The sequence below is a fragment of the Paenibacillus sp. 2KB_20 genome, assembly GCF_052115765.1.
Lineage (GTDB): Bacteria > Bacillota > Bacilli > Paenibacillales > Paenibacillaceae > Paenibacillus_AQ.
Window position 1 is genome coordinate 97149 of record NZ_JBFRHH010000011.1, and the last position, 22593, is coordinate 119741.

The 22593-nt window shown below is 49.7% G+C and carries 23 protein-coding genes; 11 read left to right on the forward strand and 12 right to left on the reverse strand.

The window, feature by feature from the left end; genetic code table 11:
* Positions 1-11: 11 nt before the first annotated feature.
* The gene (locus tag AB4124_RS25705) at positions 12-317 is read right to left on the reverse strand and encodes a hypothetical protein (RefSeq protein WP_430111069.1); all 306 of its coding nucleotides are present in this window, start codon (positions 315-317) and stop codon (positions 12-14) included.
* A gap of 189 nt (positions 318-506) precedes the next feature.
* Here AB4124_RS25705 and AB4124_RS25710 point away from each other — a divergent pair, with 189 nt between their 5' ends.
* Positions 507-992 carry a GAF domain-containing protein gene (locus tag AB4124_RS25710; protein WP_076325928.1) on the forward strand — a complete coding sequence of 162 codons (486 nt, stop codon included), beginning with the start codon at positions 507-509 and terminating at the stop codon, positions 990-992.
* A 75-nt stretch (positions 993-1067) separates the two neighbouring features.
* Entirely contained in the window at positions 1068-1430 is a 363-nt protein-coding gene (locus AB4124_RS25715; RefSeq protein ID WP_098741910.1) for an AMP-dependent synthetase and ligase, read from the forward strand.
* Positions 1431-1513: 83 nt separating this feature from the next.
* On the opposite strand, the gene AB4124_RS25720 is transcribed toward AB4124_RS25715, so the two are convergent.
* The 4 genes from AB4124_RS25720 to AB4124_RS25735 all read right to left on the reverse strand — a co-directional run bounded on the left by AB4124_RS25720 (position 1514) and on the right by AB4124_RS25735 (position 4666).
* On the reverse strand, positions 1514-2119 hold the full coding sequence (locus AB4124_RS25720; RefSeq protein WP_441974598.1) for a hypothetical protein: 606 nt from the start codon (positions 2117-2119) through the stop codon (positions 1514-1516).
* 174 nt (positions 2120-2293) lie between these two features.
* The gene (locus tag AB4124_RS25725; RefSeq protein WP_441974647.1) at positions 2294-2491 is read right to left on the reverse strand and encodes a YwbE family protein; all 198 of its coding nucleotides are present in this window, start codon (positions 2489-2491) and stop codon (positions 2294-2296) included.
* A 189-nt stretch (positions 2492-2680) separates the two neighbouring features.
* On the reverse strand, positions 2681-3487 hold the full coding sequence (locus tag AB4124_RS25730; protein ID WP_379416743.1) for a C40 family peptidase: 807 nt from the start codon (positions 3485-3487) through the stop codon (positions 2681-2683).
* A 414-nt stretch (positions 3488-3901) separates the two neighbouring features.
* Positions 3902-4666 carry a pirin family protein gene (locus tag AB4124_RS25735; RefSeq protein ID WP_441974599.1) on the reverse strand — a complete coding sequence of 255 codons (765 nt, stop codon included), beginning with the start codon at positions 4664-4666 and terminating at the stop codon, positions 3902-3904.
* A gap of 238 nt (positions 4667-4904) precedes the next feature.
* Here AB4124_RS25735 and AB4124_RS25740 point away from each other — a divergent pair, with 238 nt between their 5' ends.
* The 8 genes from AB4124_RS25740 to AB4124_RS25775 all read left to right on the forward strand — a co-directional run bounded on the left by AB4124_RS25740 (position 4905) and on the right by AB4124_RS25775 (position 13653).
* A complete protein-coding gene (locus AB4124_RS25740; RefSeq protein ID WP_430205305.1) occupies positions 4905-5591 on the forward strand; it encodes a response regulator transcription factor in 687 nt (228 codons plus the stop codon).
* Positions 5588-7090, forward strand: a complete 1503-nt coding sequence (locus tag AB4124_RS25745; RefSeq protein WP_441974600.1) for a sensor histidine kinase — start codon at positions 5588-5590, stop codon at positions 7088-7090. The genes AB4124_RS25740 and AB4124_RS25745 overlap by 4 nt, the downstream gene beginning before the upstream one ends.
* Before the next feature lie 410 nt (positions 7091-7500).
* Complete coding sequence (locus tag AB4124_RS25750) at positions 7501-8202, forward strand: response regulator transcription factor (protein WP_339270300.1); 702 nt, start codon at positions 7501-7503, stop codon at positions 8200-8202.
* Positions 8199-9206 carry a HAMP domain-containing histidine kinase gene (locus AB4124_RS25755; RefSeq protein ID WP_441974601.1) on the forward strand — a complete coding sequence of 336 codons (1008 nt, stop codon included), beginning with the start codon at positions 8199-8201 and terminating at the stop codon, positions 9204-9206. Before AB4124_RS25750 ends, AB4124_RS25755 begins: the two co-directional genes overlap by 4 nt.
* Before the next feature lie 184 nt (positions 9207-9390).
* A complete protein-coding gene (locus AB4124_RS25760; protein ID WP_076325934.1) occupies positions 9391-10161 on the forward strand; it encodes an ABC transporter ATP-binding protein in 771 nt (256 codons plus the stop codon).
* The gene (locus AB4124_RS25765; protein WP_441974602.1) at positions 10136-12085 is read left to right on the forward strand and encodes an ABC transporter permease; all 1950 of its coding nucleotides are present in this window, start codon (positions 10136-10138) and stop codon (positions 12083-12085) included. Before AB4124_RS25760 ends, AB4124_RS25765 begins: the two co-directional genes overlap by 26 nt.
* Positions 12086-12125: 40 nt before the next feature.
* Complete coding sequence (locus AB4124_RS25770; RefSeq protein ID WP_430111053.1) at positions 12126-12737, forward strand: DedA family protein; 612 nt, start codon at positions 12126-12128, stop codon at positions 12735-12737.
* Positions 12738-12810: 73 nt separating this feature from the next.
* Entirely contained in the window at positions 12811-13653 is an 843-nt protein-coding gene (locus AB4124_RS25775; protein WP_441974603.1) for an undecaprenyl-diphosphate phosphatase, read from the forward strand.
* Positions 13654-13827: 174 nt separating this feature from the next.
* Here AB4124_RS25775 and AB4124_RS25780 read toward each other — a convergent pair whose 3' ends face one another.
* The 7 genes from AB4124_RS25780 to AB4124_RS25810 all read right to left on the reverse strand — a co-directional run bounded on the left by AB4124_RS25780 (position 13828) and on the right by AB4124_RS25810 (position 20663).
* Positions 13828-14472, reverse strand: a complete 645-nt coding sequence (locus tag AB4124_RS25780; RefSeq protein ID WP_441974604.1) for an N-acetylmannosamine-6-phosphate 2-epimerase — start codon at positions 14470-14472, stop codon at positions 13828-13830.
* A gap of 29 nt (positions 14473-14501) precedes the next feature.
* Entirely contained in the window at positions 14502-15992 is a 1491-nt protein-coding gene (locus AB4124_RS25785; RefSeq protein ID WP_076325939.1) for a PTS transporter subunit EIIC, read from the reverse strand.
* A gap of 228 nt (positions 15993-16220) precedes the next feature.
* On the reverse strand, positions 16221-17039 hold the full coding sequence (locus tag AB4124_RS25790) for a MurR/RpiR family transcriptional regulator (protein ID WP_339270292.1): 819 nt from the start codon (positions 17037-17039) through the stop codon (positions 16221-16223).
* Positions 17040-17306: 267 nt separating this feature from the next.
* Positions 17307-18206 (reverse strand): helix-turn-helix domain-containing protein, encoded by a 900-nt coding sequence (locus tag AB4124_RS25795; RefSeq protein ID WP_076325941.1) that lies wholly within the window; start codon positions 18204-18206, stop codon positions 17307-17309.
* 105 nt (positions 18207-18311) lie between these two features.
* Positions 18312-18494 (reverse strand): hypothetical protein, encoded by a 183-nt coding sequence (locus AB4124_RS25800; RefSeq protein ID WP_441974605.1) that lies wholly within the window; start codon positions 18492-18494, stop codon positions 18312-18314.
* Between the two features lie 178 nt (positions 18495-18672).
* Entirely contained in the window at positions 18673-19668 is a 996-nt protein-coding gene (locus tag AB4124_RS25805; protein WP_076325942.1) for a Gfo/Idh/MocA family protein, read from the reverse strand.
* Positions 19665-20663: a Gfo/Idh/MocA family protein gene (locus AB4124_RS25810; RefSeq protein WP_430111046.1), complete on the reverse strand. Its 999-nt coding sequence runs from the start codon at positions 20661-20663 to the stop codon at positions 19665-19667. The genes AB4124_RS25805 and AB4124_RS25810 overlap by 4 nt, the downstream gene beginning before the upstream one ends.
* Positions 20664-21036: 373 nt before the next feature.
* On the opposite strand from AB4124_RS25810, the gene AB4124_RS25815 reads away from it, so the two are divergent.
* Positions 21037-22500 carry a carboxylesterase/lipase family protein gene (locus tag AB4124_RS25815; RefSeq protein ID WP_441974606.1) on the forward strand — a complete coding sequence of 488 codons (1464 nt, stop codon included), beginning with the start codon at positions 21037-21039 and terminating at the stop codon, positions 22498-22500.
* Positions 22501-22593: the final 93 nt, after the last annotated feature.

The following is a 22593-nucleotide window of genomic DNA, read 5'->3' on the forward strand; positions in this document are numbered from 1 at the left end:
CCGTTATCTACTTACGCCATGGAGTCTTCCTTCTTGGGATTCACCGGTTTAAGCACTTCATCGCAAAGCTCCTTAAGCCTGCTCTGGATTTCCTTGAACTCCTCGATTCCGGCTCCCGTGAGGCTGTATCCTTCACCGTGCGCCGTCAGGAAGTTCTCCTCGGTCAATCGTTCGAGCTCATGCTTAACCTCCCTATCGCCAACCTTATATCCATGGCGCTCCAGCTCGGGCTGCATTTCGCTGATCGTAAGGTCCCGCTCATGGGCGTGATAGAGCATATGAATACCGATAAACAAATTCTGTACGTCTGCCCGCATTAAGGTTCTCTCCCTCCACCTGATTAAATTGATACCTGGTCATGTCATACATTACCCTTGCGCCTAGAAGAGGAATCAGTTGGATTCACTTGGAGCTTTCTTCCTCTTGGCTTGTCTCTTGACGAATATCATATACTTATACTAAGGTGATGGAACCAACGCGAAAATAAAGGAAGGGCGGATAATCACATGTTTCAAAACACACCCTACGAAGGCACCCGGAGCGAGCAATATGCCCAGGTCCTGAACCAGTTAAAAGCACTTATACACGATGAGCCCAATGCCATTGCCAATTTGTCCAATGCCTCGGCGCTGCTCAAGCAGTTTCTGTCCGATACGAATTGGGTCGGCTTCTATCTCTATGATGGTAAAGAACTGGTGCTCGGGCCGTTCCAAGGACTGCCCGCTTGCATTCGGATTCCAATGAATCGTGGCGTTTGCGGCACGGCTGCGGCTGAACAGACGACACTGCTAGTTGCCGATGTACATGAATTCCCCGGGCACATTGCCTGTGATGCAGCTTCGAACAGCGAGATTGTTGTTCCGATCATGGTGGATGGCGCATTGTATGGCGTTCTCGATATCGATAGTCCGCTAAAGAACCGTTTCGATCAGGAGGATCAAGCTTTTCTGGAGGAGTTTGTCCATATATTGGAAGGTCAGCTCACTTTATAATCAGGATGTTTTTACGTATTCTTCCGTACACTAACCAAGGATTTGAAACCACAATTCTTAGGAGGAATACAAGCTATGTATCAAATGAATAACAACAACTCGCAAATTTCGCAGCAAATTCGTCAGTGCGAGCAAATTCTTCAGCAATTGACCCAGCAAACACAGCAGGGTTCGGCTATGTACCAGCAGCTGATGCAGCAAGAGCAGCAAAATGCAGCCCGCCTGGAGGAGCTCGCTCAACGTGAGCGTCAAGCGGCACAGATGATCCAGTCTGCCCTTCAAGGACATCAACAGGCGATGCAGCAGTATCAGCAAATCTCACAAATCGTTAGACAAGTCGAGAATTCCGTGCAAGCTCACAACCAAACACAACACATTCAGCCTTCATTTGGCCAACAGGGTTTTCCTAACACACACCAAGGCCAAGGCTTCCAATAAAAATGTTAAAAGGGGTATCTCATAGGTCGATAAGACCTAACGAGATACCCCTTCTATCGTTATCTACTTCTTCTCTTTGTTATCTACTTCTTCTCTTCACTTACTCTGAATTCGATCTCAGCTTGTATCTTATACCTCTTTGGCTCTTCCCCGTTCGAATCGCCTTGGTCCGCGCGGTGCGATTGTGAATCAATCACAAAATCAGCAGATCCATAGACGACGTAGTCCCCATCCGGAAAGCCATCCTTCAGGGAACGGACGAAATCTTTAAACCTCTTGTCGTCACTGCTGTCGTAACCACCGCCGATTTTATAATATTCGCGAAGGGGCTTGCCCTTCTTCAGCGTGGTTGTAATATAGGGCTCATTCATGGCGTAACTAATGTTATAGTTCCTTGTGAGCTCTTTCATCGGGAAATAAAAGGCGGAGGCCGCATGGCCGATCGTAACCTCATCCAACTCGCCGACATACTCCAGCTCCGCGTATACTCGAACCTGATCTCCATGCTCGTACTGCTCCTTCTCGCTAACGAGGCGATACACGAAGTCCCCGTCAGGAACTTCCGCATAATGTCCCCTGGCAGCTATATTCAATGGAGGATCAGACGGAGCCGCCCCTAGCGTCTCCTGCTTCACACAACCTGTTAGCATCAACATCAAGATAAACCCCATATAAAGGTATCTTTTCATCTTCATTTTCACCTCAACTTCCAGACGGATGGTCAGAGGGCAATGTTGCACAGAACTGCAAAAAAGCCGTATCCAAAACTCCTCAGAATTGCGAAGTTTTGGATCGACTTATAATCAAACTGTTCTATTTATAGCAGCCTGAGTTTTTTGACGGCCACAGGACTGCTTCGAATTTCAAGACTCATAAATGTTCTTTATCCGTCCCACCTGGCCATCTTGAAGGCGTACTTTTATGCCATGCGGATGGTTCGGGGAATTGGTCAGAATATCCTTGACCACGCCGCGGGCTAATTTGCCCGTTCGCTGATCCTGCTTCAATACGATATCAACCTCAAGTCCCGGTTTGATATTGGAACGCTGCCCACCGTTCATCGTTGTCCCTCCTGTCCATTTCTTGATACTGTCCATTCTCTATTGTCCACCTTACTGAAATCAAGGTTGAAAAGCAAATTCCAAACAACAAAGGACTGCCCGTTAAAAGATCATTCAGATCTTCGAATCGGACAGTCCTTCTATCTCATTCTAAGTACGGGCACATACCCAATTAAAAATTATGATGCGCTACAGGACGCTTCCGCCATGCATGAAGCGATTTTTCCAGGAATCGCCGAAGTTACCTACGAGGACACCACCGGATTGTTTCGAGTACGTATGCAGCAGCTTGTTGTCTCCCAGGTATATCGCTACATGCGTAATCCGTTGTTTGGACTTGTCCAATCCGGCATAAGCGGAAGCCGATGAACCTTTGTAACTCATGAAGAATACAAGATCCCCGCGCTTTAATTGATTGACGTTGTAAACAGCCGTTCCTTTATCCTTGACGTATTGCCCTTGTTTGCGGGAATCGCTTGGCAGCGTAATGTTAGCGCCGTCCATGAATGCGCGGCGAACAAAAGCGGAGCAGTCAAAGGTCTTCGTTGAATTCCGGTTAGAACTGAATTCGTACGGCGTGCCAAGATACTTCATGCCTGCACTGATTACTTTTTCAACGCTGGCGCTGGCAGAAGGCGCAGTACTTCCCGAATTGCCGGAATTGTTAGAAGAGCCGCTGCTTTGGTTAATATATTTAGACGAAGCATATCCTTGCTTGCCGTCCGAAGTTTTGATCTTATACCAGCCTGAGCTCTTACCCAGAATTTGAACGCGGTCACCCTTATGCACGCGGTCAACGACTTTACCCGAAGTCGAAGCCTTATTGCGCATATACACATTCGAGCTTGCCACGCCGTTTGTTGCAGACTGCACGCTGGCAGCAGCCACTTCATTCACAGAACCATATCCGTAAGAACCAAGAACCGCTGCTGATAGAAGCGCTCCGGCCATCAATTGTTTAAAGCTTTTTTTCGAGAAAATAATGATCTCCCCCATCTCGTTAGATTGTGGAATGACGAAATTGTCATTTTCGTGATCCCGCAATCATTATAGACAGGCCATGTCTCGGGACGCATGCTACCATCCTCACAAAAACGCATGCCAACTATTGGTAAAGAGGGGGACTATAGTCTCTTTTTATGCTTAAATTTAGTATAAATAGATTATTATAGAAATAATACATGCCAAAATAACCCAACCAGCCCGGTATAACAAACGCCGGAATTCTCTGTTGGGTCTTTCTACTTACCATATATACGTATTTTTTCTTACTATTGTTGCAGGAGAGTATATATTGCGATCCTTCCTACAGCTAAAAAAGCCTGTCCAGACGGGTATCCCCATCTGACAGACTTTAGTTTATCGTACATCCTAAATTTCATTCCACTACAATTTTGTAAACATTTGACCTTATGGCCTCTTGGAATAGAGCGGATACCCAGGGTTTTCCGGTACGTCAATCAGGATAACCCTGACATTGTCTTGCGCCTTAAGGCTTAGCGTCTCGTCCAGCTTTGTATCCATTACCATAAAGTCCCGCTGTCGAAATTGAAGGCTTTCCTCTTCGGCACAAAAGCTGCCAGTTCCCCTTACGGCAAGCACAGCCGCTCTCCTGCCGGACTTCAGTTCATACTGAGCTTCATTACCAGCCAGAATCTGAATATCCAGCATCCTCACATCTACGGATAAATCGGTTGGTGCAGAACCGCCAATCATCGTTTTGACCAGTCCACCCTGTATGCGGGTTACCGGGAAGGAATCCGGTCGATACTGACGACAGGCAGGATTCTGTTTCAATGAATCGCGAAGATACGGCTCGAACCAAATCTGAAATCCTTCTGCATCCGGTCCAGTCAAACGTTCCTCGTGTGTTAGCCCGGAACCGGCCCTCATCAATTGCAGGCCTCCAGGCCCCAACTCACTGTGCGTGCCATGCGAATCCTTATGAACGCCCTTTCCCTGAATCATATAAGTCACGATTTCAAAACCCTGATGGGGATGAGGCGCAATATAACCTTCGACGGGCGAACGGAACCAGGACCAATAGAAAAGTGGCCCCACCCGGGTCACGGCAGACCCTTCTCCGGAGAAACCGATCGGCTTCTGCTCCGTTATCCTTCCTCCATCGAGAGAGCCCGTGCTCTGATTCTCGGGTGGATATACATTTCCTATCATGTCCAGTCTCCTCCTTTCACCCATCCATGATGGACCTTGAACAGGTGCTCCATTGATTATCTCGGCTTTAAGATAGTATCAACGATAACAGAATATATATCAACATCCTTAAATTCCCTTCTTGCGGATGCATATTTGCGAATCACTTTTCAGTTTATTTTCAGTTCACGTTCAGTCTTCATTCAGCTAGAGCACGTATGATAAAGTTGAAGGAATGAGATAAGGGGAGTTTTGTGCTATGGAATCAACGCATCGTATTCGTGTTTTGCTAGTGGACGACGAGCCGCATATCCTGCAGTTTCTGGAGCTTGGTCTCCAAAATGAAGGGTTTGAGGTGCGAACGGCCCCGGATGGGGAACGTGCGATAATGGAAGCAAGCCGCTTCGAGCCGCATATCATCGTTCTGGATGTGATGATGCCGGGAATGGACGGACTTTCGGTATGCAGACGGTTGAAAGAGGAGGGGCGGGATGTCGCGATCATTATGCTTACCGCGAAGGACGAGATTGATGACCGTGTGAAGGGCCTCATGATCGGAGCGGATGATTACATGGCCAAGCCTTTCAGTTTCGAAGAGCTGCTTGCCCGAATTCAAGCAAGGCTGCGCAATCAGTTCCCGAGCCTGCTGGGTGAAATTCGGCTTGGCCCATTCACCATCGATGACCGGAAGAAGGAAATTGCATACCAGGGGGAGGCCCTTGAGCTGTCGCCCACGGAGTATAAGCTGCTTAATCTGCTTGTGACCAAACACGGCAGCGTTTTGAGTAAAACGAACATTTTGAATATTGTGTGGGATTACGACTTTGGCGGAGAGGATAACATCGTTGAGGTTTATATCCGATCCCTGCGCGAGAAGCTCGGCGATAAGGAACACCGGGTCATTCGCACGCTTCGCGGAGCCGGCTACCGGGTCGATTTGCCATGAGTTTGCGAAACCGTACACGTTCATCCGGGCCTACGTCTCTACGTACGCAGCTCTTGTCACGATCCCTCATCGTTTTGGCGCTTCTGCTTGTGCTGATCGGCGCATTGCAATATGTGTTAATGAAAAATGCCCTGTTCCGCAATCAAGCCGAGGCGCTTTCCCTTCAGGCTCGGTCGATCCCCGTGGAGCTATGGGAGGCTGATCGGGAGCCGCGTAACCGGCCTGCAGGGCGAAATAACGAAGCCTTTCCGGAAAATACGCGTAAGGGGGACAGACCGATGTTCTTTCTGCCGAATATGTCGCTTGCCAAGATCGAAACCGACGGAGACTACACCGACCTGGCCGCTGATAACGGTCTGTCCGCGCCAAAGCTGACAGCTGAGGTTTATTCAGCGATCCTGGAGAAATTCCAGAAGCGTCTGCCTATTCCGTATGAAGTAATCGAAAATGCCGAGGGCACCGAGCAGATCATTGTTTTTCGCCCTTACGACAATCCGAGCAGCCCCTCGGGTGTACTGCAGCTTGGATTGGATACGCAGCCCCTGCATGCCGTTCTGCTGCGGCAGCTGCTGATTTTTGCCGTACTGGCTTTACTGGCCATGGCTGCAGGGGTTACATTGTACCTGCCTTTGCTGCGCCGAACGCTCCACCCCCTGAACCGAATGGTCGAAGCGGTAAAACGCACAGACGCCGGGAACTTGGCGGAGCGTTTTCCTGCCGTGCAGGGTCAACGGGAGATTGACCGCTTGGCCGAATCGTTTAACGGCATGCTGGAAAGGCTCGAGGATGCGTTTGAAACGGAACGAGAAGCCAAAGAGCAGATGCGGAGGTTTATTGCCGATGCTTCCCATGAGCTGCGAACGCCGCTCACTTCCATTCACGGCTTTCTGGAGGTGCTTGGCCGCGGTGCTGCCGACAACCCGGAGCAGCTGCATGCTGCACTATCCAGCATGCACGGGGAATCCAAGCGCATGAAGAAATTGGTCGAGGATTTGCTTCTGTTAGCCAAGCTTGACCGCAAGCCGGAGCTCCATCTGCAGGCAACCCGGCTGGATCAGCTGCTGCTTGAGATGGAGCCCCATCTGAGGATGCTTGCCCAAGGCAGGATTGTAACGATTCAAGCGGTACCGGTGCTGTGCCGGTGTGACCCCGATAAGATCAAACAGGTCATCTATAACCTGTTTCATAATGCGGTACAGCATACCGATTCTGCCATAGGGCGGATTACCCTTACGGTTAATAAAACCAAGGACCAGGCCGTACTGCTGGTTAGCGATAATGGAGCCGGGATTCCGGAGGAGCATCTGCCCCATCTGTTCGAGCGGTTCTACCGCATCGATGAATCCCGGACCAGACAGCACGGCGGTGCGGGTCTTGGATTATCCATTACCCAATCCATCATTGCCGCACATGGCGGTCAGATGAGCGTGGACAGCACGGTCAACCAAGGAACGGTTTTTCGTGCCGAGTGGCCGGGTATCATTCAGTCCTTAGCCTGAAATCCCCCTTCACAAGCTCCGGCGGGCCCCCACCAATGACGAGAACATCGGCCGTCAGTTTGAGTTCCTCATTTGCACGCAATCGATGATCCCCCCTCCTTGATTGCTAAATAATATGAGATCATAACAACAAAAAAAAGGAGATCATGAAGGATGCTCATGATCTCCAGTAGACTGGTCGATTGAATTTATCATAGTTATTCGATTGGAATTACCAAGTATATTATCAGCAGATGACACAAGCGTCAAGTCATTTTTTAAGAGAAATCACGATGTGCGCAAGACATAACTTCCCACCGCTCTCCCTAATGTCCCACTGTCTTTGCTAACGTATTTTTCCTTATATCCTGACAATTTGGTACAATACACTCGGTACTAGAAGAATGTAAAATGAAGGGACTATGATCGATATGTTCAAAATCTTTATTGTCGAAGACGATACCGGGCTGGTCAACCTGCTGAAAGAGTATCTTCATAAATTCGGTTACATGACGCAGTCCGTTCATGATTTCGAGACGGTACGCGATCAATTTGAATCGTATGACCCCCACCTTGTGCTTCTGGATATCAATCTGCCAAAATACGACGGCTATTACTGGTGCCGCCAGTTCCGAAGCCTCTCCACCTGCCCGATCATCTTCATCTCCGCCCGCGACGGGAAAATGGATCAGGTGATGGCGCTGGAGAACGGTGCCGATGATTATATAACCAAACCCTTTGACTACGAGATTGCCATGGCCAAAATCAAGAGCCAGCTCCGGCGTGCCTACGGCTCTTATGCTGTCGCTCAGAATGAGCGCGTGCTCAGCGTTGCCGGACTCACGCTCGACGTTGAACGTCTCTCCCTGTCGCTTGGGCAGAACCAAACGGAGCTCAGCCATACTGAAGCCAAAATTTTGGACGAGTTAATGAAGAAGCCCGAGCAGATCATCAGCAGGGACCGGCTTCTGGAGAAAATATGGGATGATCAGGCCTTCGTGGACGATAATACACTGAATGTATACATCACCCGCGTCCGCAAGAAACTTGCTGCCCTTGGGATCGAGGATGGCCTTCAAACCGTGCGCGGTCGCGGCTATCGACTGGTACCGAACTGGGGGGACGAAGCATGAGGCTATTCCTGCAAGAACAGCGTCCCTTAATGATTGTCTACATAGCCCAGCTTCTCGTGATAACACTCATTTACAGACTGGATGGCTATCGCAATTTGATGGTTAGTCTGTACGCAGGCATCATCAGCTTGCTGCTGCTTCTCGGCTATCTGGCCTTCCGATTTATAGCCAACCGTTCATTCTATAAACGATTAGAACAGCCGCTCCCGGGAGAATCCCTTACCGGCGAATCCTCGGCAGAATCCTCCCATACCCCGCTCGCCGAAGCGCTTCATCAACTGCTGAAAACCCAGTTCCGGCATTACACCACGGATCTGCATAACTATAAGCATAAGATTGAGGGCCATCTTCAGTTCATCAATCAATGGGCCCACCAGATGAAAACGCCGATTTCGGTCATTCACCTGATTCTTCAGGATGATGATGATCCCCGGTTTGCCGCGATCGGCGACGAGCTGGATCGACTCAAAAAAGGGCTTGATCTGGTGCTGTACACCGCCAGGCTTGATACGTTCGAGCATGATTTTCACGTGGAGAACCTGCCACTTCAGCGAATCGTCCGGAATGTCACTTCCGAGCAAAAGCGTCTGTTCATCCGGCGGAGAATTTATCCGTCCATCCAGATCGATTCCGGACTAACGGTGGCCACGGACGAGAAATGGCTCTCTTTTGTGCTGACACAGCTGCTGACCAATTCGGTTCGGTATACGCTGAAGGAACAAGGCACCCTCTTTTTTAACGGCTACACCCGCGAGAATCAAGTTGTACTTGAAATCCGGGACGAAGGCATCGGCATTCCCCAAAGCGACCTGCCGCGAGTGTTCGACCCCTATTTCACCGGGGAGAACGGGCGCAGGTTCCAGGAATCGACAGGCATGGGGCTGTTTCTTGTCAAACAAATATGCGATAAGCTAGGACATGCCTTCGAAATCGAATCCAAAGTGGATGAAGGAACGACGGTTCGCATCATTTTTGCGGATTCTTCAGGCCACATTGCACAATAAAGTTCAACGACAGGCAGGGCAGCGCTTTTTGCCCATTCGGAAACGATAGCAGTGGCAGTTCCTGATCTAACTTACGGCAGTTAAAGAAACCTTACAAGGTTGTAAGGTAACTGTAAGTTACGAATATGGCATGAACGCGAAGGAATCTTTTACAATGATATCATCGTTATAGAGGAGTGAAGATATGCCCATCCTGAGCGTCAAGCATCTATCTAAAATCTATGAGGGCAAAGTGGCGTTCCAAGCGCTGAACAATATTCACTTCAACGTCACCAAAGGGGAATTCGTCGGCATTATGGGTCCTTCCGGCAGCGGAAAAACCACGCTCCTCAATCTGATTGCAACCATTGATCAGCCCACAGCCGGAGAAGTGATCATAGGCGGGCGCAATCCTCATCTTCTCAGCAGAAGCGACACCGCTCTGTTCCGGCGCCGGGAGCTTGGCTTCGTCTTCCAGCACTTCAATCTGCTGGATACGCTGACCGTTGAGGAAAATATCGTTCTCCCGTTGACGCTGGAGGGCATGCCGCTTGACGAAATGGGCATCCGGCTGAGCCGGATCGCAGATCGACTCGGCATCGGGTCCATTTTGCATAAGCATACCTATGAGATATCCGGCGGGCAGATGCAGCGTACCGCCATTGCCAGGGCGCTCATTCAGGAGCCCTCTCTAATTCTCGCTGACGAGCCCACCGGCAACCTAGACTCCAAAGCCTCCAAAGAGGTGATGCAGACGCTTTCTGCTTCGAGTAAAGAGGCTTCCGCAACGATTCTCATGGTCACTCATGATCCGGTGGCAGCCAGCTACTGTGACCGCGTCTTGTTCATCAAAGACGGACAACTTTATAATGAAATGTACTGCGGTGACAACCGCCAAGCCTTTTTCCAGAAAATCATCGACATGCTGGCTTTACTGGGAGGAGGCAGTCATGACCTTTCGACAATTCGCTTTTAGGAATGTCCTGAGGAATAAGCGGACCTATGCTGCCTATTTCTTAAGCAGCGCATTCTCCGTCATGATTTTCTTCGTGTGTGCGCTGTTCCTGTTCCATCCCTCGATAGCGGACGAGATGTTCTATCCGGTTGTTATCCAGGCGATGCTCGGGGCCGAGCTGATCATGTATGTATTCTCGTTTTTCTTCGTGCTGTATTCCGTGGGTGCTTTTCTAAAGACGCGCAAGCGCGAGTTCGGCATTCTGTTCATGCATGGCATGACGGATCGCCAATTTAACAAGATGGTGTTTCTCGAAAATATGATCATCGGCGTAAGCGCCATTGCTACAGGCATCCTGTTCGGCATCATTACAGGCAAGCTGTTTCTGATGGCAGGCTCGGCCTTTCTTGGAATCCCGCCTCTGCCGTTTCGATTGCCCCTGCGTGCGCTTGGACTGACGGTCGCAAGTTATGTGCTGCTGTTTATCATTATCTCGCTGTGCACCTCTAGGCTGCTGCGTCCTAAAGCGTTGATCGATCTGTTTCAGTCCGGACAGCGGCCGAAAACCGCGCCCAGGACATCGCCCTGGTTATCGATATTGGCAGCCGTGCTGCTGGTGGTCAGCTACAGCTTGGCCGCCACGACAAGCGCGTCGACCCTGGCGCTGCGCATGTTCCCGGTTACCTTAATGACGATGATCGGCACTTATCTGTTGTATACGCAGCTAGGGGTTGCTCTCGTGCGAAGGTTGAAGCAGAGCCGCCGGTTAGCCTGGAGAAGGACCAAGCTGGTCTCGCTATCCAGCCTGCATTACCGGCTTAGGGATCATGCACAGATGTTCTCGATGGTGACAATCGTGCTGGCTGTTTCCTTTTGCTCGGTAGGCGTATTTGCCTCCATCCCGGTGCTCACGAAGCAATTCAACGAGGATTTCCCTGCTGCCATCGGTTATCTCGCCAAAGCGGGGGACACCTCCGAGAAGCAGCATTTACATGAAATCCGGCAGGAGCTTGAGTCGAAAAAAATACCGTTTGAAACGCTATCGTTTCGCGTGAAATATACGGAAGTTGAGCCAGCTTCCGCACAGGTCGGGCAGTTGCAAAATCCGTTGGCACTGATCTCCTTCTCCGACTATAAGGCGGCGGTGCTAATGGCGGGACTGCCATTTGATGAACAGCCGCTAAGCGGTGAGGATGCGCTTGTCCTCATTGCTTCGCAAAATGACAGGGCTTATATCCGCGACCGGGAGCACGCTTCGTACCGAATCCATGATTCCGAACTTCTCCTGCATGAAATCGGTTATTCCGATCATGTCGGCGTACCGGAATATTTGCTGCTGGAAATGGACGACGATTCTCGCTTCGGCGGGCTTGTGGTCAGTGACGAAGCCTTCGCCGCCATCACGAATCCGGTCCGGCTAGAGCGGTACACCGGCTTCTATGTGGATGATTTCACAGAGACGGAGGGCATCGTCCCCCATCTGGCCCCGCGCGGGGCGGTGCGTTATGAGATGGGCCAGCCTTATGCGCTGGCGGTCAGCGGCACGCTCTTTGCCCTTCGAGACAGCCTGTACAATATGCTGCTCTTTGCGGCGCTGCTTGTGGGCACGGTGTTTTTTATCGCGGCAGGAAGTTTCCTGTACTTCCGCCTCTATGCCGATCTGGATTATGACCGCAGGCATTATGCCACGATATCCCGGCTTGGAATGACCGATAAGGAGTTCCGGCGGATCGTCACCGGACAGCTGGCGCTGCTGTTTTTTGTACCGATCAGCCTTGCGATTGTGCACAGCATCTTTGCTTTTATCGCGCTGCAGAGCTACTTCTATTTATCCATTGCAGCTGAAATGGGCATCGTGTTGATCAGCTTCCTGATGATGCAGGTCCTGTATTTCTTCTTTATCCGCAGTCAATATCTGCGCAAGCTGAAGCAGACCCTTATATAAAGGATGCAGCAGCATCCTTATTTTGAAAGAGGTGTAACCCTTGGAAAACTGGATTACGGATATTATGGAGCAGTTCGGCTATATCGGCATCCTGCTGATGATTGCTCTGGAAAACGTGTTTCCTCCGATCCCCTCCGAAGTCATTCTTACCTTCGGCGGATTCATGACCACCTACACGAAACTGACGGTGCCTGGCGTTATCATTGCCGCTACGATCGGATCTGTCGTCGGTGCTGTTATTCTGTACGGGATTGGTCGCCTGCTCGATGTCGAGCGGCTTGAAAAAATCGTGGATCGCTGGGGGCATATCCTCCGTGTCAAAAAAGAAGACATCCGCAAGGCGGATGCATGGTTTGATAAATACGGCTACTGGACCGTGCTGTTCTGCCGCATGATTCCGCTGATCCGAAGCTTGATCTCCATCCCGGCAGGGATGTCCAACATGAAGTTCGGCATGTTCCTCCTCTTCACGACCATCGGCACCCTGATCTGGAACATTATTCTGGTATGCGTGGGAGCCGCTGTCGGCGATTCATGGGAAAAAATCGTAGCCTTCATGGACGTCTATTCCAATATCGCTTATGCTGTAATAGCTGTGGCCGTAATTGCGTTCCTGTTCTTTTTCTTCCGCAAGCGGAGAAAGTCAGCTTAAAGTTACGCATATTCATGCCATTGATCATTCATATCATTACATTTAACATTTTAGTAAGGGAGAGCTATAGGTCATGGATTTTTTAACCATCCTCAAAGCAATTATTCTGGGAATCGTCGAGGGACTGACCGAGTTCGCTCCTGTATCCTCTACCGGTCATATGATCATCGTTGATGATATGTGGCTGAAATCCGAGGAGTTTCTGACGAAATACGTAGCCAACACCTTTAAGGTTGTCATTCAGCTCGGCTCCATTCTAGCCGTCCTCGTTGTGTTTAAGGACCGCTTCCTGGATCTCTTGGGCCTCAAGCGCAAAAAGCCTGAAGCCGGCGTACCGGCGGTTACGGGCAGACTGAAGCTCAGCCAGGTTATCGTCGGTTTGATTCCGGCTGGTGTTCTGGGCGTCTTGTTCGAAGACCTTATTGACGAGCATTTGTTTTCTACCGAAACGGTGCTGATCGGACTTGTAATTGGGGCCATCTTCATGATCGTTGCCGATAAAGTCAGCTCGAAAAGAGAGCCGAACGTGGTCACTGTCGACCAAATAACGTACAAACAGGCATTCAGCGTCGGATTGATTCAGTGTTTGTCGCTCTGGCCAGGCTTCTCCCGCTCCGGCTCCACCATCTCCGGAGGCGTCATGCTCGGTATGAGTCACCGCGCGGCGGCGGACTTCACCTTCATTATGGCGGTGCCGATCATGTTCGGAGCCAGCTTACTGTCGCTGCTGAAGAACTGGGAATACTTCACGCTGGAGGCTCTTCCATTCTTCATCACCGGATTCGTGGCAGCCTTCGTCTTCGCCTTGATCTCCATCCGCTTCTTCCTGAAGCTGATTAACCGGATCAAGCTGGTGCCGTTTGCGATCTATCGGATCGTGCTCGCTGCTATTATTGCGTTGGTGCTTTATCTGTAAAACCGTTCTACAAGTACCGTTTACAATCCTAGAGGTGCTCGGGCACGTATAAAGGGGCTGTCCCAAAGTCATCTTTCATGACTTCTGGGACAGCCCTGTTTTATTAAAAGTGCGCGGATGGCTATGGTATTGACAGACTATATCATAACAAATCTTTCCTCTATGCTTCTTTTGTTATAGAACTTCGTTTACCTCATCAGAGAACCATTTCGCGATGATTTGCGGCCTTGTTATGGCGCTGCCTACAACCACACAATGAGCCCCCATTTTGATCGCTTTTGCAGCCTGCTCCGGTGTGTTGAAGTTGCCTTCTGCAATGACTGGTTTCTTACACTGCTTAATCAGTTCTTCCAGCACGGTGAACTTCTCCACATGCTGAGACTGCGGTGTATAACCAATAAGTGTCGTTCCAATGTAGTGGAAACCCAATCGATCTGCTCGCAACCCCTCTTCCGTGGTGGAGATATCCGCCATGAACTTCTGCGAAGGGTATTTTGTAAAGATCGATCGCAGGAATGCCTCATCCTGATCCATCGTTGCTTGCACAGCAATAATTTCAACCCCCGTGCCAACAAGCGCATCCACTTCGGTCATGGTCGCTGTAATGAACGATTGCATACCCGGGTATTCTTTTTTGATAATGCCAATAATGGGCAACTCAACTTGCTTCTTAATCTCTTCGATGTCTTCAACGCTATTAGCACGAATCCCCACCGCACCGGATTCGGCAGCCGCAATGGCCATACGCCCCATAATAAATGAACTATGCAACGGTTCGCCTGGCAAAGCCTGACATGATACAATTAATCCTCGATTCACAATATGTTCCCTCCATGCCCTATCCTGTTTTATTCTTCACCAATAGTCTCATTTATCTTTTGTTTAATTAAGTCGGCTTTGGCGCCAAATACAGCCTGAATCCCGCCTTTTACTTCCAATACTGCGGTAGCACCCAGTTCTTTGATTGTATCCTTATCTACCTTCGATACATCTTTGACGGCAACACGAAGTCTTGTAATACATGCATCGACATCTTCCAGGTTCTCCTTGCCGCCAAGCGCACTCAGCACTTTCATCGCGGTATCTCCAATACTGTCCTTGGATTCAACCGATACGCTCTCCCCATCACTTTCACGTCCAGGTGTCGCCACATTGAATTTCGTAATTAAGAAGCGGAACACAAGGTAATAGATGATCGCCCAGAAGAGCCCGATAATGATGACATAGATCCAATTAGTTCTGGCATTCCCCTGCAGAACCCCGAAGAGCAAAAAGTCGATGGCCCCGCCAGAGAAGGTATTCCCGATACGAACGGATAACATATCCGCGATCATAAAGGATAGACCGTCCAGAGCCGCATGAATCACATATAACCATGGAGCGACGAATAAGAACATAAACTCAATCGGCTCCGTAATCCCTGTCAGGAACGATGTCAGCGCAGCACTAAAGAACAAACCAAACACAAGTTTGCGACGGTTCTTCGGTACGCAATGATACATCGCAAGGCATGCCGCAGGAAGACCAAACATCATCGTAGCAAAACGCCCTGCAAAAAAACGGGTTCCTTCGGAGAACATTCCAACATGATTCGGATCAGCCAGTTCGGCAAAAAAGATTTTCTGCGCACCCACCACTTGCTGACCTGCAACCGTGGCGACACCGCCCAGCTCTGTGAACCAGAACATCGGATAAATCATATGGTGTAGACCGACAGCACCTGTAAGACGAAGCAAGAATCCGTATAAATAGGTTCCGAAATATCCCATGCCGGCAATAGCAGTTCCTGCCGCTACCAGCCATCCTTGAAACGTAGGCCAGATTAAGAAGAAGATCCCGCCTACAAAAATAGCACTAAACGATGAGACGATCGGAATAAACCGCGAGCCCCCAAAAAATCCTAGAAAGGAAGGTAATTGAATCCCCCGGTATCGATTATTCAAATAAGTAACCAGGATACCAATGACAATAGCCCCTACAACCCCGGTGTCAATGGACTCAACGCTTGGATTGAATACCGTGATCATTGCACCAATCGATGCATTCATAACTAGGAACGAGACGGCTGCTGCCAGTGCGGCAGTACCTTTATCTTTTTTCGCTAATCCCACGGCAAGACCAATACACATGATTAGCGCTAAGTTGGTAAACACAACGTTGCCGGCTGCTGACATAATTTGAAAAATAGCTTGTAAAAACGGCGTATTCAGAATCGGATATGCCGCAATCGTATTTGCATTCGATAAGGATCCGCCAATCCCAAGCAGCAAACCCGCAGCAGGTAGGATTGCAATCGGTAACATAAATGACTTACCAAGCTTTTGCAACTGTTTAAACATGGATTTTCCTCCTATTAGATCAAGCATTGTACTTCCATCGCGATATGTCGATTCTACATCATGAAATTATTTTAGTAAATATAATTTTATTAAAATAATTTTATTATTGCCTGGAAATTAAATCCATGACAACCCTTAGTATGAACAACTCACTAATAAAAAAACCTGTGCCCCTCCAGTAGACGATAAATACGTCAACTTCTGAGGTTCACAGGTACGATGAATGCTTTATTGGTAATCCATTCGATTATGTTCAAGAATCGTATTAACTGTAATTTGCATCCGTCTATTCAAATCCGCATCCGCGAGTAAGATCATACATAAAATATCGATCGCATACATGACGGAAAATTGACTATTTACAAACCTTTCTTTATCAACAAACAATGTATTCGGGACCAGAATAAAAGAGTCCACTTGCTGCGCCAGCGTACTCTCGGAGAAGCTGGTCAGACAGATGACTTTGCACCGATTATTCTTTGCAATTCTGGTTGCGTCGACAATGACAGACGTTTCCCCTGAACTGGAAATCGCAATAACGAAATCATTCTCATTCACTATCGAACTATTGATCAGCATTAAATGCGAATCCGTTATACTCTGCACATTGAAGCCCATACGCAGCAAACGAAGCATCATTTCCTTCGCTGAAAGTCCCGAGCTTCCGATCCCGTATATGAAAATCCGTGCTGCGCCCTTAATCGTTTCAGCAAGCTGATGCAAATATGTAATGTCCAGTAATTGATTCGAACGCTCAATAACTGTCTGATAGAATTTAGATACTTGAATGAGAATATTGTCCTCCACCGAAGGAGCCGTCGCAGTTCGTAGCCTGCCCAACTGAACCTTTAATTCGGCAAAATTATTGCAACCAATCTTCTTGCAAAAATGCGTGATTGTCCCATTCGAGACACCAACATGGTTCGCGAGCACAGATATATTCATGTTATTAATCGATTGACCTTCTTGAAGAATATAGTTCGCTACCAACTGTTCTTTCTTCGAGAAACTCGGATATAACTGCTGAATAACCATATAAATATCCATCGAATCCACCACCGCCATTTGGGAATTATAACAAAAAAAGCATAAGGATTCAATATTATTACTATAGTAGGGAGCATTGCTCAAGACCCATCATAGGAGTAAACATGATGCAACGCAACCACCATCCATCCTTGAAGAAAAAAGAAGAAGCCCTCCGTTTTTGGAGAGACTTCCAGGTTATAGTTGAATGGGAGCTTCCCCTATCCATCAGCGCGCTAGGGTCATTTCATTTCTGTAATGGTGTGTGAAAGCCAGGAGCCCTGCGCCTCACTCTTCAAACGATAAATTGGTAGGCTCCTCCAGGAGCTCATAGTGAAAATCAAAGTTCGTCGTCGGTACGCTAAGATCCACCTCTTCAAAGCGGAGGCTGTCCAGCCACACCTTGCCTGCCCCCATCAGCAGAACACCGATCGAAATCGTGGCGCTGTCCTCGGGTACGTCGAGCACGATGGCATAGTGATTCCAGTGCGTGCTGCCCACAATGCGCCGATCGTTCATATTGTCGAACTGGAGTACGTCTTCCGCTCTGTTGTCAACACGCATCCACAGCCCGCAGTATTCTTTGACGTTCTCGGTTTTGACAAATCCGAAGAACCGCATCCGTTTGCCCGCATACTTATCGGCTTTGAACTGCTGCATCATGGTCGCAAAAGCGCCAGCCTCCATTGGGGTTAGGGCTTTTAGGTAACCGGAAGTGCTTCCTTGGTGGACGGTGGACCGATCGACACCGATTTCATAATCATGCGGGTGGCTTCCGCTCAGAAACCAGCCTTTTAATGCGGATTGAGATTGCTGCTCCATGTGATCCTCTCCTTTAAAGTAGCTTGCGTGTTGAGCGTGAACCGCAAAGATTCTCCGGTAACGCCCCGGCGGCATGCCGTATAATTTTTTGAATGCTCTCGTAAACGACTCCTGACTTTCGAAGTGACAGTGCAGGGAAATGTCGATAATCGCAGCCTCGGAGTGCAGCAGTAGCTGTGCCGCATAACAGAGTCTTCGTTTTCTAAGGTAATCCGCGATGTTCATACCGACCTCCTTCCGAAACAAGCGGTGGAAGTGATATGGCGAAAAACCGGCATAGGATGCAATATCCGCGAGGGTCAGCTGCTCCTCCAGATGCTGCTCCATGTACGCTATACTTTTTTGGATGATACGCTGGGTACTCAAGGTTAGGCCCTCCTTTGTTATAAAGGATACCAAATGGGAGAGGGACGTTTTTGATCTTTTTTGCCAACATCAAAAAGCCCCTTCGATTACAAAGATCGAAGAGGCTTAAACAATGATACGATTCTCGTTATGGATCACAGGAAAGGCTCCCTGCCATGAAGAAGGTATAACCGCGCTTTTTACTTCATCCATCGTTAGCGGCGATACCTTCTCGCAACGATCGAAGAAGAGCTCTAGCCGGTTATCCCGCAAATCATCGATCTCGAGTACCCAGATAACCTGAGTCACCCCGATGAATCCCGTTGCACTCCCGCATTACATGCTCTTTGTGAGTGAGCATAAAATATTGCCGGATGAGTGTCGGATGTTTCGACATGACCTCATGTCTTGAGGATACGTGTCCTCGAAGGCAAGCACATGACCGAGCGCGTAATCCTGCTGTACGGCTAATGCCGCAAAAACCGCATTATCCCAGCGGCTTCAGCTGAACGGTACGCTTGGTGCTTGCGGATTCATACGCTGCAATGGCAACACGGGCAGAATTGTAGCCGTCTTCCCCTGTTATTTCGACCGGCTTGCCGTCGCGAATGCTGTCGATAAAGCTGTTGACGAGACCTTCGTCCATATCATCGCCCCAGAAGCTCCACGCAGCTTTCCCAGTTACATCGCTGTAGACATCGTTCTTCTGGGCAAAAGAATCAATGTTCAGCACACCCTTGGTGCCGATGATCTCAAGCGTTACATCCCCCCAGGTCGGGAAGGTGCGATTACGGGACCAGCTTGGGTCCAGTACGGCAACAACGCCATTCGCGAACTTGACGTGCACCATACCGGCATCGTCAATCTCCGTGTCATTGAAAAGCGTTTCCGCATGGGCGTATACTTCCTCTGCCTTGCTGCCGGTAAACCAGTGCATCAGGTCCATCACATGGACGGTATGGTCCAATACAGCTCCGCCGCCCGATTTCTCCCGTTCGATAAACCAGCCGCCAGGCATGCTTCCCCGGTTGGTTCCCTTCATGGCCAAAATTTCGCCGATCTGCCCTGCGTCAATCGCTTCCTTCGCCTGACGAACGGACGTAATATAACGGCAAGGAAAAGCCGTCATGAGCTGAACGCCATGATCCTTGCACACTTGAATCATCTCCAGCATCTCGGACTCGGACAAACCTAACGGCTTCTCGCACAGCACATGCTTGCCCGCCGCAGCGGCAAGCTTGGTAAATTCCGCATGACGCGCATTTTCCGAACAGATGACGACTGCATCCAGTTCCTGTGCCAGCAATTCATTATAGTCTGCATAATACGGGATTCCCCGGTCCACAGAGTAAGGACGCACGCGCTCCGCGTTTTCATCCGCGACTCCGACCACCTCGACATCATCCCGCTTCAGCATGCCTAAGAGATAGCTCGCTGCATGCATATGGGCAAAGCTGATAAAGCCTACTTTAACTTTCTTCATGAAACCGTCCCTCCGATCATCACGGGCTGTCCAGTCTGAGCCGATTCCTCCGCTGCCTGAGCGATTTCAACGGCATAGCAAGCGTCCTTAATACTTACGAGCGGCTCGCTGCCGTTTCGGATGCACTCGATAAAATGCTGCACCTCGTTATAATAAGGGTCATGCAGACTTGGGCTTGAAGGAACCTGTACAGCTGCTCCCTCCCCTGCCTCCGCATTGACCAATTTAATGTCCAAAGACTGCACCTGATTGCTATCAAATCTTATGATTCCCTGGTCACCCGAAATCTCGAACTGCGTCGTAAACGGTCCGGGATATCCCCAATAGCCGGTTAAACTGGCGATTGCACTATTTTTAAAATGAAGCGTAAGCTGAGCATACTCCATCTCAGGCTCATCCCGCTTAACGATGGAAGCATATACCGACTCCACTTCCCCGAATAGCCAGCAGGCAAAATCGATATCGTGAATCATGAGATCCATAATAACACCGCCGCTCTTACCCGGGTCGTTATACCATCCATCCATACCCTGCGGATACGAACCGTACCGCTTGAAGTGAGCCATCTTCGGTGTTCCGATGTTCCCGGAGTGGGCCTGCCGATAGGCATCATGATAGTTCGGGAAGAATCGGACGACATGTCCGATAAACAACCGGACTCCGTTTTTCTCGCAAGCCGCCTTCATCTCTTGTGCATCCTCCAAGGTCAATGCAGCCGGTTTTTCGCAGATGACGTGCAGCCCTTTTTCAGCTAGTTTCAATACAAACGGTTTATGGAGATAGGTGGGCAGACACACCGCAACCGTTTCCAAATCTGTTTGTTCAAACAGCGACTCTACATCCGTGTATGCCTTCGCCCCGGTCAAAGCTGCAGCCCGCTCAGCCCGCCCGGCGTTAATATCGACCACACCCGTCACTGTTACTCCCGGCATTTTCGCCAAATTATGCGCATAGGCTGTCCCCATCGTTCCGCAGCCCAAAATCGCAATGTTCATGCTTATCCCTCCAGTATACCTATAATGACTTGGACCAAAAAGTGATGCCGTATCCGTTGTCCGCGAATACTACCCACCCTGTTACATTCTTCATATAGCGCAACATTCCTGCCTCTATTTCGCATGATTCGTGCTTTTTTGAACTTATGCCGCTAACTTGGTAAAGTGTATATAGAGAGTAGTAAAAATCTGCTATATCACGCCTAAGCGATTAAGGAATAACATTCGAATAGGGTCGACAGTCATCCAAGCACGCCCCGGACCACGCTCCATGCGCACAGGTAGCAGGTCACGGTACATAGTAGCGCACTGCAGATTCGAAGAATTTCGACATTCAATAAATATCCACAGAGAGAAAGGGTGTAGAGAGAACATGTCAGAACTTGTCGTTCAAACGAAAGACGGGCATATTCAAGGCAGTTCGGAAAACGGAGTACGTGTATGGAAGGGGATCCCTTATGCGAAGCCCCCGGTAGGCCCGCTTCGATTCCGTGCTCCTGTTCCCCCCGATTCATGGGACGGGATAAAAGATACCACCGCCTTCAGCCCCATGTGCCTTCAGCCAATAGAATCCACTTCAAGCATGCTTGGCGGAGGAGTGAGCAAAACGGTGTCCGAGGATTGTCTCTACCTCAATGTGTGGGCACCCCTGAATACGCCAGCGGAGCCGCTGCCCGTCATGGTATGGATTCACGGGGGCACTTTCATCACGGGCTCCGGCAGTTTGCCAAGCTATAACGGTACCTCTTTCGTACTCAGAGGCGACGTGATTGTGGTAACCATCAATTACCGTCTGGGTCCGCTAGGCTTTCTCCATCTCTCCCCATACGGCGAATCCTTTGCCTCTAATATCGGTTTATTGGACCAGATTGCGGCCCTGCAATGGGTACGGGATCATATCGAGGCCTTCGGCGGCGACCCCAAACGGGTTACGGTATTCGGAGAGTCGGCCGGCAGCATGAGCATTGCAGCTTTACTTGCAATGCCGGCAGCCAAAGGGTTGTTTCAGCGAGCCATCATGGAAAGCGGCGCTGCCCAGGTGATGGCTCCGGAGCAGGCACAGATGATAACGGCTGGTTTGCTTAAAGAGCTGGACATAACGCCTGATAAGGCCCATCAACTTGAATCCCTCACAGGTGAGCAAATATTCGAAGCCGGGGAACGGCTGAAGAAACGAATCGGTCCTGGCGTCAGCATGATCTTCCAACCAGTGCTGGAGCCCCACACGCTGCCTCATGATCCGCTGCAGGCTATTCAATCGGGCTGGGCGAAGGACGTACCAATCCTGATCGGAACGAATCTCGATGAAGGCGCCTTGTTCTTCCGGCCGGACATGCCGCTTGTGAAGGAGGACGATCTTGTCCGCACCGTTGAAATGATGACCGGCATCCAGGATGCTGCGCCTATCACCAAAGAATATCCGTACAGCATCGACGGACATGCCCAGATTATGACCGACCTGTATTTCTGGCGCTCGGCCCTGCAGTTCGCTTCCGCTCAGAGCAAGCACACGCCGGTATGGATGTACCGATTCGATTGGACGCTGCCGAATCATCCGGTTCTCGGCAAAGCGATGCACGCCCTGGAAATACCGTTTGTATTCAACACACTGGGGCTGTTTCAGAACATCGGTGTGCAAGTCGATGCCGCCACGCAAGCCCTGTCCGACCGAATGCAGGATGCTTGGATTGCGTTTGCCCGCAATGGCTCACCGGATACGGAGGCACTGCCGTGGCCTGCTTATGATCTGGCATCACGTTCAACGATGATATTCAACAACGACAGCAGGATCATCGAGGACCCGGATGCGGAGAAGCGGGAAATGCTGCAATTATAAAATGGACGAGCCATAAGCAAGGGCCCCTTCGCTGAAGGGAACTCCTATGGCAGCAAAAAAGCTGTATCTCCAGGCATGACATCATGGATATCA

Bases quoted from the DNA above. Each gene is read 5' to 3' on its own strand.
- AB4124_RS25710 (WP_076325928.1), top strand. From the start codon at position 507: ATGTTTCAAAACACACCCTACGAAGGCACCCGGAGCGAGCAATATGCC.
- AB4124_RS25720 (WP_441974598.1), bottom strand. From the start codon at position 2,119: ATGAAAAGATACCTTTATATGGGGTTTATCTTGATGTTGATGCTAACA.
- AB4124_RS25740 (WP_430205305.1), top strand. From the start codon at position 4,905: ATGGAATCAACGCATCGTATTCGTGTTTTGCTAGTGGACGACGAGCCG.
- AB4124_RS25725 (WP_441974647.1), bottom strand. From the start codon at position 2,491: ATGAACGGTGGGCAGCGTTCCAATATCAAACCGGGACTTGAGGTTGAT.
- AB4124_RS25745 (WP_441974600.1), top strand. From the start codon at position 5,588: ATGAGTTTGCGAAACCGTACACGTTCATCCGGGCCTACGTCTCTACGT.
- AB4124_RS25775 (WP_441974603.1), top strand. From the start codon at position 12,811: ATGGATTTTTTAACCATCCTCAAAGCAATTATTCTGGGAATCGTCGAG.
- AB4124_RS25815 (WP_441974606.1), top strand. From the start codon at position 21,037: ATGTCAGAACTTGTCGTTCAAACGAAAGACGGGCATATTCAAGGCAGT.
- AB4124_RS25790 (WP_339270292.1), bottom strand. From the start codon at position 17,039: ATGGATATTTATATGGTTATTCAGCAGTTATATCCGAGTTTCTCGAAG.
- AB4124_RS25755 (WP_441974601.1), top strand. From the start codon at position 8,199: ATGAGGCTATTCCTGCAAGAACAGCGTCCCTTAATGATTGTCTACATA.
- AB4124_RS25805 (WP_076325942.1), bottom strand. From the start codon at position 19,668: ATGAAGAAAGTTAAAGTAGGCTTTATCAGCTTTGCCCATATGCATGCA.
- AB4124_RS25760 (WP_076325934.1), top strand. From the start codon at position 9,391: ATGCCCATCCTGAGCGTCAAGCATCTATCTAAAATCTATGAGGGCAAA.
- AB4124_RS25765 (WP_441974602.1), top strand. From the start codon at position 10,136: ATGACCTTTCGACAATTCGCTTTTAGGAATGTCCTGAGGAATAAGCGG.
- AB4124_RS25810 (WP_430111046.1), bottom strand. From the start codon at position 20,663: ATGAACATTGCGATTTTGGGCTGCGGAACGATGGGGACAGCCTATGCG.
- AB4124_RS25730 (WP_379416743.1), bottom strand. From the start codon at position 3,487: ATGGGGGAGATCATTATTTTCTCGAAAAAAAGCTTTAAACAATTGATG.
- AB4124_RS25735 (WP_441974599.1), bottom strand. From the start codon at position 4,666: ATGATAGGAAATGTATATCCACCCGAGAATCAGAGCACGGGCTCTCTC.
- AB4124_RS25715 (WP_098741910.1), top strand. From the start codon at position 1,068: ATGTATCAAATGAATAACAACAACTCGCAAATTTCGCAGCAAATTCGT.
- AB4124_RS25785 (WP_076325939.1), bottom strand. From the start codon at position 15,992: ATGTTTAAACAGTTGCAAAAGCTTGGTAAGTCATTTATGTTACCGATT.
- AB4124_RS25750 (WP_339270300.1), top strand. From the start codon at position 7,501: ATGTTCAAAATCTTTATTGTCGAAGACGATACCGGGCTGGTCAACCTG.
- AB4124_RS25705 (WP_430111069.1), bottom strand. From the start codon at position 317: ATGCGGGCAGACGTACAGAATTTGTTTATCGGTATTCATATGCTCTAT.